The sequence below is a fragment of the Vibrio sp. 10N.247.311.13 genome, assembly GCF_041467595.1.
Taxonomy (GTDB): domain Bacteria; phylum Pseudomonadota; class Gammaproteobacteria; order Enterobacterales; family Vibrionaceae; genus Vibrio; species Vibrio crassostreae_C.
On record NZ_JBFSUX010000084.1, the window covers coordinates 1 to 15,721 of the forward strand.

General features: G+C 43.5%; 10 protein-coding genes and 2 pseudogenes. 7 read left to right on the forward strand and 5 right to left on the reverse strand.

The window, feature by feature from the left end; translation table 11 throughout:
• Nucleotides 1-164: 164 nt before the first annotated feature.
• The 3 genes from AB6E52_RS21515 to AB6E52_RS21525 all read right to left on the reverse strand — a co-directional run bounded on the left by AB6E52_RS21515 (nucleotide 165) and on the right by AB6E52_RS21525 (nucleotide 3,679).
• The gene (locus AB6E52_RS21515; RefSeq protein WP_102321452.1) at nucleotides 165-890 is read right to left on the reverse strand and encodes a GntR family transcriptional regulator; all 726 of its coding nucleotides are present in this window, start codon (nucleotides 888-890) and stop codon (nucleotides 165-167) included.
• Between the two features lie 183 nt (nucleotides 891-1,073).
• Entirely contained in the window at nucleotides 1,074-2,699 is a 1,626-nt protein-coding gene (locus AB6E52_RS21520; RefSeq protein ID WP_198594332.1) for a PTS fructose transporter subunit IIC, read from the reverse strand.
• 239 nt (nucleotides 2,700-2,938) lie between these two features.
• Nucleotides 2,939-3,679: a GntR family transcriptional regulator gene (locus AB6E52_RS21525; RefSeq protein WP_241910602.1), complete on the reverse strand. Its 741-nt coding sequence runs from the start codon at nucleotides 3,677-3,679 to the stop codon at nucleotides 2,939-2,941.
• Between the two features lie 253 nt (nucleotides 3,680-3,932).
• Here AB6E52_RS21525 and AB6E52_RS21530 point away from each other — a divergent pair.
• The 4 genes and pseudogenes from AB6E52_RS21530 to manA form a co-directional block, all read left to right on the forward strand.
• A pseudogene (locus AB6E52_RS21530) lies at nucleotides 3,933-4,430 on the forward strand (fructose PTS transporter subunit IIA); the annotation flags it as partial.
• A 118-nt stretch (nucleotides 4,431-4,548) separates the two neighbouring features.
• On the forward strand, nucleotides 4,549-7,188 hold the full coding sequence (mngB, locus tag AB6E52_RS21535) for a mannosylglycerate hydrolase (protein WP_102321455.1): 2,640 nt from the start codon (nucleotides 4,549-4,551) through the stop codon (nucleotides 7,186-7,188).
• A 63-nt stretch (nucleotides 7,189-7,251) separates the two neighbouring features.
• Entirely contained in the window at nucleotides 7,252-8,400 is a 1,149-nt protein-coding gene (locus tag AB6E52_RS21540) for a glycerate kinase (protein WP_102321456.1), read from the forward strand.
• 1 nt (nucleotide 8,401) lies between these two features.
• Nucleotides 8,402-9,592, forward strand: a complete 1,191-nt coding sequence (manA, locus tag AB6E52_RS21545) for a mannose-6-phosphate isomerase, class I (RefSeq protein WP_102321457.1) — start codon at nucleotides 8,402-8,404, stop codon at nucleotides 9,590-9,592.
• 646 nt (nucleotides 9,593-10,238) lie between these two features.
• On the opposite strand, the gene AB6E52_RS21550 is transcribed toward manA, so the two are convergent.
• A complete protein-coding gene (locus AB6E52_RS21550) occupies nucleotides 10,239-11,081 on the reverse strand; it encodes a hypothetical protein (protein WP_017062424.1) in 843 nt (280 codons plus the stop codon).
• Between the two features lie 282 nt (nucleotides 11,082-11,363).
• Between AB6E52_RS21550 and AB6E52_RS21555 the strand changes: the two genes are divergently transcribed.
• Together AB6E52_RS21555 and AB6E52_RS21560 are read left to right on the forward strand one after the other, a co-directional pair.
• Nucleotides 11,364-12,917, forward strand: a complete 1,554-nt coding sequence (locus AB6E52_RS21555; protein ID WP_017062426.1) for an amidohydrolase family protein — start codon at nucleotides 11,364-11,366, stop codon at nucleotides 12,915-12,917.
• A 349-nt stretch (nucleotides 12,918-13,266) separates the two neighbouring features.
• A complete protein-coding gene (locus AB6E52_RS21560) occupies nucleotides 13,267-14,430 on the forward strand; it encodes a dipeptidase (RefSeq protein WP_017062427.1) in 1,164 nt (387 codons plus the stop codon).
• 261 nt (nucleotides 14,431-14,691) lie between these two features.
• Here AB6E52_RS21560 and AB6E52_RS21565 read toward each other — a convergent pair.
• A pseudogene (locus tag AB6E52_RS21565) lies at nucleotides 14,692-14,961 on the reverse strand (carboxypeptidase M32); the annotation flags it as partial.
• A gap of 391 nt (nucleotides 14,962-15,352) precedes the next feature.
• Here AB6E52_RS21565 and AB6E52_RS21570 point away from each other — a divergent pair.
• Nucleotides 15,353-15,631 (forward strand): hypothetical protein, encoded by a 279-nt coding sequence (locus tag AB6E52_RS21570; RefSeq protein ID WP_102321458.1) that lies wholly within the window; start codon nucleotides 15,353-15,355, stop codon nucleotides 15,629-15,631.
• Nucleotides 15,632-15,721: the final 90 nt, after the last annotated feature.

The following is a 15,721-nucleotide window of genomic DNA, read 5'->3' on the forward strand; positions in this document are numbered from 1 at the left end:
TTTTCTCACACTCCTAAGTCTAGATTGCTAAGGAGGGAGTGGATTCCATACATCACGTTAGTGTTTTTACTCATAGCTATCTTGTTAAAGAAAGTTTGTCCTATAAATAGTAATCTGAATAGTCGATTCGAACATTCTACAAGTTTACTCAAAACGTCCACAGGTTAACGGGGAGATTTCCGTCTTTTTGCGACTAGAGTGAACTTATAGTCACTGGATTTAAAGTAGTTGCGACTATATTCGAATACAGTGTCATCGTGTAGGTAGCTGCGAGTGCGCTTCTCAATGATCGGGTCGGCAGGACTGATGCCTAGCAACTCAGCAACATCGTTAGCCGGGAGGATGGGCACGATTTCCTGCTCACTTCTATCTATCACCAGTTTTTTCTGCTTCTCGATATAATCGTATTTCGAGCCTTGCATCACTTGATAGGTTAGATCCGGGAACATGTCGACTGGCATCCATGTCTCTTCAACGGTGATTGGGTTGTCATCGACAAAACGAACGCGTTTTACGTAAAAAATTCGAGCGCCTTCGTTGATGTCTAAGTGCTCTGCTAGTGTTAACGAGGCAGATTGAATTTCAAAGGCAATTACATCGCTATGAGTTATCCCACCTAAATGAGCCCATTTTTCCGCAAAGCTACTTTGTTGGTAGATATCGTAGTTAACCTTATTCTCTTTAACGTAGGTGCCACTACCCTGAATGCTCTCTAGCTCTTCATTTTCGATCAGAAGTTTAAGCGCCTGACGAACGGTTACTCGGCTGGCAGAAAACTCTTCGCACAATTGAGCTTCTGTTGGCAGCGCCTCACCTACCTTGTAAATCTTACTGCTGATTTTTTCTCGAATGGCGTCAGCTATTTTGCGATACAGGGGCAGTCTTGCCATGTAAACCTCGGAAACAATACAAAAGAGATAGGTGACAACGACTTGTGATCACCTCTAGAGGCTTAATGATACGAATTAAAGCACTGAATACAAGAAATGGTTGTTGAGTGAGTGAGCTGATAATACAAAAAAACTCCAAGCGGGGGAGGCTTGGAGTTTTGGAGCATACTAAGTGAGGGTGAGTTAAGCTTTCGTTTCAGCTAACTTCTTTTCTTTTTGGTTTCCTATTACTTTTAATCCGATGGTTAGTGCCATTGACACTGCAATACCGATGACGAAGTAAGTCAGCCAAGCAACAGGGTTACCGATGACAGGTAGCATGAACACTGCGCCGCCAGCTACGGTACCAATAGTAATCTTAGAAGAAAGAATTAATGCAGCCGCTACACCACCACCAATCATATGAGCAGGGATGATACGCATTGGATCTTTTACAGCGTAAGGGATAGCACCTTCAGTGATACCACAGAAACCTAAGATAGCGGTTGAAGGGCCTGCCAAGCGATCTTCTTCATCGAAGAAACGTTTGAATACGACAGACATAATGCCTAATGACATACCAGGGATACATTTCGCAGCAGTAAAGGCAGCGTAAAAGATTGATGCATCACCAGCGAAGTCACCACTTGTACCAACACCGATACAGAATAGGTAAGCCGCTTTGTTTACCGGGCCGCCCATATCGAAACAAGCCATAGCACCGAGGATGAAACCAAGAATCAGTAGGTTGTTTGTGCCCATTGAGGTTAGCCAGTCAACCAAACCACTGTTAAGCATCGCGAAGAACTTACCAGGGCCCGCATACATAAAGATTAGTGTTGCGATACCCGCTAGTAGAGGTGTGATGATAATCATCTTCACTGACTCTAGTACTTTCGGTACTTTGATCTGGCGGACAAGCATAACAAATAACGCTGCTGCTGCACCGGCTACTAAGCCACCTAGGAAGCCGCCGGTCATGATAGAGATCTTACCGAATCCACCACCAACAGCGACGAAACCACCGACGAAACCAGGAGCTAGACCAGGTTTACCGACCATACCGTAAGCTGTAAATGCTGCAAGCACACAGATTAACAGTGGGTTAAATGCTTTTAACGTGCCGTAGTATAGGAAATGAATAATGCCTTGAAACGAAGACTCAAACTGCGCTTTGGCTTCTGGCTGTGCAATAGCTGCATAAACTTCTTTCTTAATTGCACCGATTTCACTGTTTGCTAACCCTTCAGCGGCGTTAATTATGCCAAGGTCTGCGTATGTTTTGCCCGTGTATTCAACCAGTATCGCTTCATCATAAAGGTGGGTGTAATCGTAGCCGAAGAATAGATTTAGAAGACCTACACAAAGACCACCGATTATAACAAGAGGAATGATGTGAGATACGCCTGAAAGAGCGCCCTTGTACCAAAGTTTCAAGAAACTAACGATCATATTGTCGTTGCTCTCTTCCTTCTCGGCAAACTTGTTGGTCGTCGTGGCTGCTTTCGCATTTGAGCCACCCGCTTTGACCTTCTCTTCGAGTGCATCAAGCATTTCATCAGCGGCTTTGATACCATCTTTAACCTTACCTTGCACAGACGTTAGCCCCTCGAAGCGCTCAGCTTCAATTACGCCTACGTCAACAGCGTAGATAATGCCATCGGCCTGCGCGATATCTTGTGCGGTTAGTTTTCCATCTAGTCCATTCGCACCTTGCTTCTCGACCTTTATTTCCCAACCGCGCGCGGCTGCTTTCTTTTCTAAATTTTTAGCCGCCATGTAGGTGTGCGCTACACCGGCTGTACATGCTGTAATCGCTAAAATTTTCATCTGATGTTCCTTTGCGTCGTCTCTCGTCATTTGAGCGACAAATAGGTCACTCAATGATTATATTCTTACTTAATTTGTTTTAATCATCTGTGATAATTCTCACAAGTTGTATTATTTGTATTTAATTTGTTTTTATTGTTCTTAGTATCAAAGTAATACAAAAAATGCACTATGACTATATGCCATTGAAATATAATACTAAATAGCTACGAGGCGACATTAAGTAATAAAACCCTTATTTAAATAGAATAGCTTGTATTCGCCCTTTGGCGCTTAGAGGTGAGGGTAAATTTATAGTTGTTGGTCGTGAAATAGTTTCGGCTATATTCGAAGATGGTGTCATTTTCTAGGTATCCGCGAGTACGCTTTTCTATAACAGGTTCTGTAGGATTGACTCCAAGCAATGTCGCCACGTCACTTGGTGGAAGGACAGGCATGATTTCTTGCTCACTTCTATCTATCACCATCTTCTTTTGCTTTTCGATGTAGTCATATTTCGACCCTTGCATCACTTGGTAACTGAGGTCTGGGAACATAGTCGTTGGCATCCAAGTCTCTTCAACCGTAATGGCGGTCTCGTCCAGGAAACGTACTCTCTTGATGTAGAAAATGCGCTCGCCTTCATTGATATCCAAGTGTTCGGCCAGCGTTAATGAGGCGGCTTGTACCTCGAAAGATAAGACATCGCTGTGTGTTACTCCCTGCAAATGAGCCCATTTCTCAGCAAAGCTGCTCTGTTGGTAGATGTTGTAGTTTATTTTGCTCTCTTTTACATAGGTACCACTACCTTGAATACTTTCTAGCTCTTGTTGTTCGATTAGAAGTTTAAGCGCTTGGCGTATAGTTACGCGGCTGACAGAGAACTCTTCACGGAGTTGTGCTTCTGTCGGTAGTGCTTCACCAACCTTGTAAATACCGGTGCTAATCTTATCTCTAATGGCATCAGCGATTTGTCGGTACATGGGTAATCTTGTCGTCATATCCTAGCTAACCTCTTGCGTATTAACCTGTAGAACCACTCTAACAGGTCTTAGCGTGTGACCTTTGACTTGAATAATACGAATTCTACCCAGTTAAATAATGATAAAGAATACAAATATGGACATTTAACTCCAATTTAATACATATCGTGATATTTGTGAGAACTGTATCACGGTTTATTTGTATTTGATTGGTATTGTTGTTGTCACATAAACAGATAACCCAAAAGAACGTGAACACGGGGCTAAAACTATGAACCTTACAACGCTTACCAACTCATCACTGATTAATCTACAAACGACGTTCGAAAGTCGTGACGCTGCAATTGAAGCACTCGCTGAACAACTCGACCAACAAGGCAAACTGCACGACAAAGAAGAGTATTTAAAAGCTGTGTTTGCCCGTGAAGAGCATGGTGCAACGGCGCTAGGCGAAGGCCTTGCTGTTCCACATGGCAAAACCGACGCAGTGAAAGAAGCAGCATTTGCAGTCGCAACCCTAAAACAAGATTTGAAATGGCAGGGCATTGATGAAGAAGAGGATGTAAATCTGATCTTTCTAATTGCTATTCCTAATGCTGAAGCGGGCTCTACACACATGCAACTGCTGACCGAGCTGACAAGTACTTTGATTGATGATGAAGTTCGTGAAGCGGTACTTAGCGCGACAACTGTAGAACAAATTTTTGCACTTCTTAGCGATGAGGAAGAACAAATTGAACAGGCAGCCGAAGAATCTGCACCAGTAGTTGAAGAGAAGAAAGGGTTGTTTGGTTCTATTGCTTCAAAGTTATTTGGATAACTCAGCGTTTACTCAAAAGCCATTACTCATTTAAGTCGCACAGCACAGTCTTTACAGGTACAAAACAATGACTAAATCACGCGTTCATATTACCCCACACATGCACTGGGATCGCGAATGGTACTTCACCACTGAAGAGTCTCGTATTCTTCTGGTGAACAACATGGAAGAGATCATGCAACGTCTGGAGAGCGATCCAGAATACAAATACTATGTACTTGATGGTCAGACAGCTGTCCTTGAAGACTACTTTGCCATCAAGCCAGAAAATAAAGAGCGTGTACGTGACCTAGTTCAGGCGGGCAAACTTATTGTTGGCCCTTGGTACTCTCAAACTGACACTATGCAGGTTGGTGGTGAGTCAATCGTCCGTAACATGTTGTACGGCCTACGCGATTGTCTAGAGTTAGGTGAGCCAATGAAAATTGGTTACTTGCCAGACTCGTTCTCAATGAGCTCACAGTTGCCGATGATCTATAACGGATTTGATATCGATACAGCGATGTTCTGGCGTGGTTGCTCTGAGCGTCACGGTACCAACAAAACTGAGTTCTTATGGCAATCTAATGATGGTTCAGAAGTAGCTGCACAAGTACTGCCTCTTGGATATGCGATTGGTAAGTACCTACCTCAAGATGAAGAAGGGCTGCGTGCTCGCCTAGACAAATACTTCCCGGTGTTAGAAAAACCGTCAGTGACCAAAGATATCCTGCTGCCGAATGGTCACGATCAGATGCCAATCCAAAAAGACATCTTTGAGGTGATGGACAAGCTACGTGAGGTTTACCCAGAACGTGAGTTTGTGATGAGCCGCTTTGAAGAGGTGTTCGACCGCATCAAGCAAGAACGCGATCAATTAGACACAGTAAAAGGCGAGTTTAACGACGGCAAATACATGCGTGTGCACCGTACAATTTCGTCAACTCGTATGGATATCAAGCTGATCCACGCTCAGGTAGAGAATAAGATCGTCAACATCCTAGAACCTCTTGCTTCTATCGCTTGGTCACTAGGTTTTGAATATCACCATGGCTTGATTGAGAAAATGTGGAAAGAGAGCATGAAGAACCATGCCCATGACTCTATTGGCTGCTGCTGTTCAGACAAGGTGCATGCGGAGATCCTTAACCGTTACATCCTAGCCGACGATATGGCGAGCAATCTGATCACCTTTTACAAGCGTAAAATTGTTGACCACATGCCAGCGCGTGAAGGCTGCGACAAGCTAGCTTTCTTTAACCTATCGCCATACGAACGTGAAGAGGTGATCAACACCACCATCACTATTCGTTCAGAGCAGTTCAACATCTTCGATGATAACGGCAACTCAGTTGAGTACTTCATCCAAGATCAGCGAGTGATCGACCCAGGCAAGATTGACCGCCAGATTGTCCACTACGGTAACTATGACCCGTTTATTGAGTACGATATTCAGATTAAACAATCTGTACCTGCGATGGGCTTTGCTACCTTGCATATTCAAGGCAATGAACAAGGTGCTCAGAAGATTGCCGAGCAGAAAGATTACCTGCTAGAGAATGAGTTCTACACCATCAAAGTGAACGACAATGGCACCCTAACCATCTTGGACAAAGAAACCGAGATGACATACGACCAAGTGCTAAAAATTGAAGATGGTTCAGACGATGGCGATGAGTACGACTATTCGCCATCTCGCAAAGAGTGGCTGCTTTACTCAGATGAGTTTAAAGTCGAAACCGATATTAAACATGAAGGATTCCAATCGGTTGCTAGCATCAAACTGCGAATGGATGTACCAGCTAATCTGCAAGAGCGTGAAGAGCGCACAGGACAAAACGGCTATGTAGATGTCGATTGTCAAGTGGTACTTAAAGCCGGTTCACGCCGCATTGAAGTCCGTATGGAGCTAGATAATCAAGCAGACGATCATCGAGTACGTGTGCTTATCCCAACGCCATTTGTCTCTGAAAATGTGGTGGCAGATAACCAGTTTGGCCTTATCACTCGACCAACTAACGACCCTGCAATGGAAGTATGGGAGCAAGAAAGCTGGAAAGAAGCGCCAGTGCCTGTGTACCAGCTGATGAACTTTGCTGCGGTTGAAAACCAGACAGGTGGACTGGCATTGATGACCAATGGTCTGCGTGAGTTTGAAGTCGTATCAAGCCAAGGCAATGAAGAACGCGATACCTTTGCTCTAACTCTACTGCGTGGGGTAGGAGTTCTAGGTAAAGAAGAGTTGTTGCTGCGTCCAGGACGTCCTTCAGGTATCAAGATCCCGACCCCAGACTCGCAAACTCGCGGCAAGTTGGTGTGTGAATTCAGCTTACTTGGTTTTGCTGGCAACCATATCGCGGCCAACGTTATGGCTAAAGCACGAGACTATGTAACGCCAATCGAGTGTTACAACAAGATCCCGTACAACGCAATGAAGCTAAACGTCGGTGAGCAAGATAAGCCGTTAACCTACTCGCTTCTTGCCAAAGAGCAGAAAGGAGCTGTTCTTAGTGTACTGAAGAAAGCGGAAGATGAAGATGCCTTAATTCTACGTGTCTACAACCCGGCTGAATCTGGACAGATTGAAGATGGTGTTACCTTCACTCAACCAGTGACTTCATGGCAAGAGACCAGCTTGGATGAGCGAGTACGTGATACCGAAGTCGCTAGCCAGAGCTTTGGTGCACTTAATGCGTGTCAGGCTAAATCATTCCAAGTGAAGTTTTAATCCTAGTTTTTAACCGTAGAAACCTCCGCTCTGATTCCAACTGGGCGGAGTTGGTGAACCGAGATGAAGATTGTAATTGCCCCCGATTCATTTAAAGAGTCTCTTAGTGCCAAGCAGGTATGCCAAAGCGTTGAAGCCGGTTTTGCACAAGTATTCCCAGAAGCGGAGTATGTGCATCTACCGCTGGCCGACGGCGGTGAGGGAACGGTCGATGTATTGATGCAAGGGTTAGATGGCATTGTGCAAACTACCCAAGTGATGAACCCACAAGGTGAGACCGTCGATGCACATTGGGCACTGCTTGATGACGGTAATACGGCATTGATAGAGATAGCTTTAGCATCGGGATTAGACCTAGTTTCGCCACAAGATCGCGATCCTGCCCTTGCAACTACCTATGGTACTGGTGAGTTGATCAAAGAGGCACTTGAGAAAGGTGTAAATAAAGTCCTGCTTGGTCTTGGAGGCAGCGCCACCAATGATGGTGGGGCTGGTATCGTCCAAGCATTGGGTGGCAAGTTGTTGGACGAGCAAGGCAATGAGATTGCCTTGGGTGGTACTGCTCTTTCTAACCTTTCTCGTATCGACTTAAGCAATATCCATCCTCGATGCCAACAGGTCGAGTTTGTGATCGCTTGTGATGTCAACAATCCATTAGTTGGTGAAAACGGCGCTAGCTATATCTTTGGTGCTCAAAAAGGGGCTTCCTCGGAACTGATTGATCAGCTTGATGACGCGTTGAATCATTTTGGAGAGGTCAGCAGCAATCTCACTGGAACAGATAACCGAACTACACTTGGCTTTGGCGCTGCTGGTGGCGCATCTCTTGGTTTATCACTGCTATTTGATATCCAAATCAAGCAAGGTATTGAGATGGTTTTAGACACCTTAAACGCAGACCAAGTGCTGCAGGGCACGGATCTGGTTATTACTGGCGAAGGCCAGATGGATAACCAAACCCTGCAAGGCAAGACCCCGTTTGGTATTGCTAAACGAGCCACGCTACAAGGTATTCCCGTGATTGGAATTGCAGGCTCATTGGGTAAAGAGATTGATGAACTCTACAACGTTGTCGATAGCACCTTTGGCACGGTTCGTTCACCACAACCACTAGAACAAGTTCTGACAGAGGCGGGCGATAATCTGACTCGCACTGCACGCAATATTGCCGCTACTTTGAAAGTAGGCGCACAGATTTTTGGAGAGAAGTAGTATGTCTCTATTTAAGCTTGATAACGTCATCCAAAACTATGCATGGGGTAGTAAAGACTCCATTCACAACCTATTTGGTATCAATAATCCAGAGCACAAGCCACAGGCAGAGATCTGGATGGGTGCTCACCCAAATGGCTGCTCTAGGCTCGATGGTACCGGAGAGCCTCTTGCTGAGGTAATTGAGCACAACAAGCAAGATATTCTTGGTGGCTACACCGCTGCACGTTTTGGGGAGTTGCCTTTCTTATTCAAAGTGCTTGCCGCAGAGATGCCACTCTCTATTCAGGTACACCCTAGTAAACATAAAGCGCAGCAAGGGTTTGAGCGAGAAAACCAACGAGGGATTCCGCTAGATGCCGCGCACAGAAACTATAAAGATTCCAACCATAAGCCTGAATTGGTTTACGCTTTAACCTTTTATAAAGCGATGAATGGATTTCGCCCAATTGCAGACATTATTACTTTGTTTAAAGAGGCCGACATTCCAAGTCTGGCGAAAGAAATTTCCGAGCTAGAAAAGCACGCAGATAGTGCAGCGCTAAAAGAGTTCTTTGCTGCGATTATGTCACTTGAAGGTGAACGTAAAAAGGTGGCACTGGCTGAACTTGGTGAGGCGCACAGACGTCCGGCTAAAACCATGATAGGGCGCGAGGCTCTGCAGTACAGTGCTGAGTTTAAGCGGCATTATCCTGGAGATATCGGCCTATTTTCTCCACTAATGCTTAATACTGTTGAATTAGCACCTGGCGAAGCAATGTTTTTGTACGCCGAAACCCCACATGCATATGTGCAGGGGACTGGTCTGGAGATAATGGCAAGTTCAGACAATGTCTTGCGCGCAGGGCTCACACCAAAACACATTGATGTAACTGAGTTAATAGATAACACCTCATTCGAACCGATTGAACCAGCGGAGATTCGGCTAAAACCAATATATAAAGAGAGTAATAAAGTGAGCTACCCGATCCCAGTTGATGACTTCTGCTTTGAAGTAATGACAGTCGAGATTACCAGCCAAGCACAGTTTGTTCGTAGCGCAGAAATACTGTTTTGTATTGAAGGTGAAGTTGCAATTTCAAGTCAAAATAATCACGTTGTGTTGAGAGCTGGTGAATCAGTATTCGTTAGCAGTAACTCAGTGAAATACGATTATCAAGGGCATGGGAGGATAGCCCGAGCATTCAATTAATTTTCATATGCTTGGAACCTTGATGTGGCCAAAGTAGACACTACTAATTAAACGGCTCCTGCAAACAATACTGAGTAATTGGCTGCCCGACGTGCTTTTTGTCTATTTTAAGACAAATCTCATTTAACTTACTTAAACTAATCCATTGCTCACTAAATTAGCAAATCGCGTAGCACACTTTTGTCCAGAAACTTCTCACGCACCATTTCGTAACTCAGAAATGCCCAGAACCTTCTTAAGGCTCAGAGATTCTGTGCGGAAAGGGATTAAAGTGAGTAACCGTGTATCGGGGGGCTTAGCCTGCATGGCTATTGCAGCACCGTTGGAAATACCTAACTGATGCCGTTGAAGAAGCTATTATACTTATGTTGAAATAGACTGAATTACTAGCTGGCGGTTGTAAGCAGGTTAAGTACGTTAGGATAAAGTATAGTTGCCTTAGCCTAAAAATTTATGCAGTAACTTATGAATTTGACACTTGGTTAAAAGTATTACCATAAGTATTACCGCTCTCTTTGCGAGTTTTTTTATGGATATATATCAGCATCTTAAATAAATAAGTCGGATTCCTCACTCACCGCCAAATTTAAGACCGCAGCAGTTCGCTGCGGTTTTTTTATGTCTAATTTTATCCTGCGACCTGTTATCACCAAGGAAGAGCAACAACAGGTGTGATGACCAGTCGAAGTTGATGCTCTATCCCAAACGCGTCAGGGCTTTCAATGTAGTTCCAGTATTGAAGACCAAACTTGATGGGTTTGCCACCAATGAGAGTCGTCTTAGCGAACCCAATACCAATAGGGAATGACAATTTATTTCCACTGCTCGCTTCGTGATTATAGCTCCAAGTTGGTTGCGCTTGAATTTGCCATCCATCGTCTAGATTCGCGGTATAGAAGTACTGTCCACCAGTAATACTCGCGTCGGCGTCATTGCTTCCGCCAGCGTTCCATTGATGGGTAATTAACGCCCCGATAACCCCCCAGCTTTGTACGTAGGCTAAGGCAAACTCTGGACCGAGTAAGAATTGATCGTTACCCAGTTCATCGCTTGTTGCGGTGGGCAGTGTACCCACTATCCCCCCCACGACAATCATGCCGCTCTCAAAGGTATGACCAACGGCCACATCAAAGCCGATATCACCGAGACCTGCATCTGAATTTTCAAATCTATCGCCCTTGTAATAGGGTTGGTCAAATATTAAAGGTATATTTGGTCTGATAAATAAGTTGGTTCGCTCTGCAATTGGCACAGGGAGAACAGGTTGAAAGCTCAAGCGATACCCGTTCTGACTGTTCGCTGAATTTAAGTCGCCTTGATAGTTCGTCCAATCCAAGTTAAAGGACATCGAGCCAAGCGTTGTGTTTGGGTTGGCTAGCTCTTTAGCTACCTCCTCTACATCTTGCCCCTCGTCGGCTAACACTACGATGGGAAGAGTGACAGCAAAGAAGAATATCGCGCTTAAACTTCGTAATTTAAGGTTTGGCATTTTTTTTCCCTGACGAAAACGTTGGTACATAAACGTTTAGCTATGAAGGATTATTTTGTCAAAGTTGCCTTTATAGAGAAGGGCAGCTCTGGAGCGGCAAAGTCAATAGTTGTGGGTGAGATGAGCGTAAAAGTGATTGTTTTTGAGTCACTTTCTCTTGTCACGTTAGATTTGTCTTATCAATGAGCAAAGATGAGGATCAGGTAGATAGCGTGAAATTATTGGTCTAAGATTTTTGACACGTAACACTTATAGTTCATCTCACACACACGGGATAAAATTATGAAACCACTAGAATCATTCATTAAAAAGGCTACGATCGTCGGCTTTGGCCTTATGTCACCACTTGTTATCGCCGCTAATTATGATGTTGTAATTTTGAACGGCAGAGTTATCGACCCTGAAACAAATTTCGATTCTGTTGCTAATGTCGGGATCAAAGATAATAAGATCACAGCAATAACGACCGATAGTATTTCTGGGGATAAAACTATTGACGCTACAGGTAAAGTTGTTGCCCCTGGATTCATCGACGTCCACGCTCATGGTCAAAACATTGGTGACTACAGAATGCAGGCGATGCAAGGCGTTACCACTATGCTGGAACTCGAATCTGGTGTTCTACCTATCAGTGACTGGTATGCAGGACAAGCTGAAAAAGGCTTACCATTAAACTATGGTGCAGCAGCTGGTTGGACTTACGCTCGTATTGCTACATTTAGTGAGACGGAACCCGAAGCGACCGTTGGCTATTTCCAAAAAGCTCAATCACGTAATGATTGGAAGATGGATATAGCAACACCTGAGCAAGAAAGTAAAATCATCAAGCTGATTGAGCAAGGCCTTGATGAAGGTGGCCTAGGTATCGGTATTAACGCTGGCTATGCACCGGGCCATGGTCAAAAAGAATATTATGCATTGGCTGAATTAGCCGCAGAAAGAGACGTAGCAACCTATACTCACGTTCGCTATGCCAGCAATGCCGAGCCACAAAGCTCGTTTGAAGCCGTTAAAGAATTAGTGGGCAATGCCGCTATCACTGGCGCTCATATGCACTTTTGTCATATTAACAGTACTTCATTAAAAGATATCGAAACCATCTTACCTATGGTCAATAAGGCTCAAGAACAAGGAATCAATGTTACTGTGGGCGCTTACCCTTGGGGCGCAGCAAGTACTGTCGTTGGCGCAGCCATGTTTTCTGGTGAAGGCTGGCGGGAACGTATGGGTTCAACCGCTGAAAACTTTCAGCTAGGTAAAGAACGTATGACAGAAGAACAGTTGAAAGACTACCAAGAAAATAAACCTGGTACTTTTATTGTCTGGCACTTCCTAGACGAGCAAAACCCTAAAGATCTTGCTCTATTAGACGCTTCGATTCTAAATCCTAATGTGTTGATTGAATCTGACGAAATGTTCTGGATGCATATGGACGAAGACGGCCACATTGAAAATTATGCAGGTGACGAGTGGCCATTACCAAAAGATCTATTCTCTCATCCTAGATCAAATGGCACCTTTGCTAAAGTACTCAGAGTCTATGTTCGTGAGCGCGGCTTGTTAACGATGACGGAAGCACTACGTAAAATGACACTGATGCCAGCTCAATTAATAGAAGATTTTGTCCCTCAAATGAAAAATAAAGGACGAATCCAAACCAATATGGACGCAGATATCGTGGTATTCGACCCAGAAACTATCGCTGATGTGGGCACCTACCAAGATCCTAACCACCCAGCCGTAGGCGTACATTGGTTATTGGTTAACGGCAAAATCGTTGTCAACAACACACAACTAGATACAGACGTTAAAGCAGGCGAAGCCATTCGACGTTAATTCACCTAATCAATGATAAATCAGACTATAGAAAGCGATACTCAGGTATCGCTTTTTTATCTCACCTCTTCGATAATTTCTTAAAGTGTCACATATAATACTTTTAAATGAATTTTCTAATTGAGGTAACATTTAGATAGATTTGCCAAAAATATTCGACATAAATCACGTTTTTATCATGTCATTGGGCGTAGTTTATTTATAAAAAGGTGCATACAAAGGGCTTAACACTCCGTTTGATATAAATCCGTACCTATCTTTACTTCCAAACTTCCAAACTTCCAAACTTCCAAACTTCCAACATATTTATATTTTATAGAAGCTAACACTGTTAAGGAAAATTTCAAATATGGACAACAAATCTGAAATCGAACCAAGTAATGATAAAGCGACAAAGTCAGGTGCACCAAAATTACCAGAATTTGAAATAAAAGATTATTCAAAAATCCCTCAACGAACACACAAATATCCTGCATCTGAACGTGCAAAAAAAATTGTTCGAGATTCTATGGCTATTGACAGCCTTTTTTCCGGTCTTTGGCCCTCTCAATGGTCTTCACCTGAAGCACCAGAATTCCATGATGAAATGGACAAGTGCAAAGCCGCTGGATTCAAGGTACTAGCAGCATGTCCTTCCGCAGACTCGTTAGATGCCTCGGTTGAAGGCATTATGAAAGGCGCTCAGTTCTACCTAAGCAAAATGAAAGAACGCCCAGACGACTATATGATGATCCGCACTACCAAAGATATTGATGAAGCGGTAAAACAAAACAAATTGGGTATTTACTTCACTCACCAAGGTACTCAAATATTTGGTGGTGATGTTGATCGCGTAGGACTATGGCGTGAGATGGGCTATGGTTACTGTTTATTGGCATATAATCAACGTAATGATGTGGGTGATGGCTGCTTCGAAATTGAGAACCGTGGTCTAACTGAATATGGAAAAAAACTTGTCGACGCTTATAACCGATACGGTATGCCTGTTGATGTAAGCCATACTGGCGAACGAACCTCCTTAGATGCGATTGAACGCAGTAGCCAACCTGTCATTTCTTCGCATTCAGGTGCGAAAGCCATTGCCGATTATCAGAGAAGCCTTTCTGACGTTGTGATTAAAGGTGTTGCGGCAACCGGTGGGGTTTGCTCAATAAATATGGTGGCTGCCTTTATGGATACATCTAACCCAGATATATTGACGACTGAACAATTATTTCGACATATTGATTATATGGTCAACTTAGTCGGTATAGACCACGTTGGCTTCGGTTCAGACTATATCCCGAACATCAATTTTACAGCGTCTATTATTCAAACACCAATGGGGCAGAACGTATTCCCTGATGGTGGCTATAGTGCCGCTGTAGGAGCAAAAGGGTTTCCTACCCCAGCACCATATCAAATTGTTGCAGCTCTAATTGATACCATGCTTGAAAATGGATACTCAGAAGAAGACTGCAGCAAGTTCTTAGGTGGCAACATGTACCGAGTATTTGATCAAGTCTGGGTATAAGAAGTTTATTAAATTTACTCAATAATTAGCACTTCTAACATCTCGTTTAGAAGTGCTTTTTTAATCGCTTCGAATGAGACTGCAGTTTATGACTGCTCCTAACTTGTTATTGTCCAATTTCGTGCTAATAGGTACCAGAATCTTCCGTGATTGTTAAGTTCGATGAAGGGATAAAACCTTCAAATCAATCTAAGTATGTTTTGAAAATGTGATTAAAAAGGCTGAATCAATAAACTGATCAGCCTCTATCGATTTATTCCATTAAAGGTAACGACTTCTCAAATGATCTTTGAAGTATTGCGCATTCAAGGTTTCACCTGTTGCACCTTTCACCAAATCATCAGTAGTAAGCAGGCTGCCTTTGCTCCAAATGTTCGATTCTAACCAATTGAAGATAGGGGATAGGTCACCGCTTTCAATCACTGAGTTCACATCCACTGTTTTCTTCATTGAAGCCATGAACTGAGCCGCGTACATCGCACCTAATTTGTAAGGTGGGAAGTAACCGAATGCGCCGTCCGTCCAGTGGAGAATGTGACCTGCATTTTAAGGTAGTTGCGGCTGTCCAAATTCTTGCTAACGGGGCGACTTAACTCACAAAGTACGAAAAGTGGGGGCAGAGTACAGTTCTTGACTCAAACGAATTCGCTAGTTTTTGCTCTGTAAATCGCACTGAAAGAGTCACACACATACAAGGTAGTATGAGCATAGCCTTGAACAAGCCCAAAATCCTCGCTGAGAGCGTTTGAGGAGGTCTGAGGGTTGTTTTTGGTAGCTAATTTACCCATTTACCATAATAAGAATGATGAACTCCGACTTTAATTGCATGAAACGAGAGCTATCTATTTAGTTTCACTGCTGCGACAATCTTAATTTCTTACTAAACTGGAATTAGTATTGAACTAATAAAAAAGGAATAGTTATGCGAATTGTTTTTTTTGTTTTTGCTCTTTTTTTTTCTTCCCTTTCATTTGGAGGTTTTAAACCAATTCACGATAAAGCCTTAGAAGAAAAAGCACTCGATGCATTAGAAGTTCACTTAGTAGCTGAAGGTTTGATAAGAGATGATGCTGAGCTAGCTCTCGCGTATGAGGAGGGAGGGAAGAGTATTTTTTTCTTTCGAGTAAGAGTGCATGAAGGTGGGGATGAGTTATATAGGGTTTTTTGCTCAAAGGCTAGGTGCCGTTTTAGTTATAACTGACAATTGAAGTTGTAGTGGTCTAATGATCCCTGACAATCGGTGTTTTTCAAGGTAGTTGTCATCATTTGCTTACTTATTAAGCAGCTTCTC

Coding starts and splice junctions, on each gene's coding strand:
- AB6E52_RS21515 (WP_102321452.1), bottom strand. CDS start 890: ATGGCAAGACTGCCCCTGTATCGCAAAATAGCTGACGCCATTCGAGAA.
- AB6E52_RS21520 (WP_198594332.1), bottom strand. CDS start 2,699: ATGAAAATTTTAGCGATTACAGCATGTACAGCCGGTGTAGCGCACACC.
- AB6E52_RS21525 (WP_241910602.1), bottom strand. CDS start 3,679: ATGACGACAAGATTACCCATGTACCGACAAATCGCTGATGCCATTAGA.
- mngB (WP_102321455.1), top strand. CDS start 4,549: ATGACTAAATCACGCGTTCATATTACCCCACACATGCACTGGGATCGC.
- AB6E52_RS21540 (WP_102321456.1), top strand. CDS start 7,252: ATGAAGATTGTAATTGCCCCCGATTCATTTAAAGAGTCTCTTAGTGCC.
- manA (WP_102321457.1), top strand. CDS start 8,402: ATGTCTCTATTTAAGCTTGATAACGTCATCCAAAACTATGCATGGGGT.
- AB6E52_RS21550 (WP_017062424.1), bottom strand. CDS start 11,081: ATGCCAAACCTTAAATTACGAAGTTTAAGCGCGATATTCTTCTTTGCT.
- AB6E52_RS21555 (WP_017062426.1), top strand. CDS start 11,364: ATGAAACCACTAGAATCATTCATTAAAAAGGCTACGATCGTCGGCTTT.
- AB6E52_RS21560 (WP_017062427.1), top strand. CDS start 13,267: ATGGACAACAAATCTGAAATCGAACCAAGTAATGATAAAGCGACAAAG.
- AB6E52_RS21570 (WP_102321458.1), top strand. CDS start 15,353: ATGCGAATTGTTTTTTTTGTTTTTGCTCTTTTTTTTTCTTCCCTTTCA.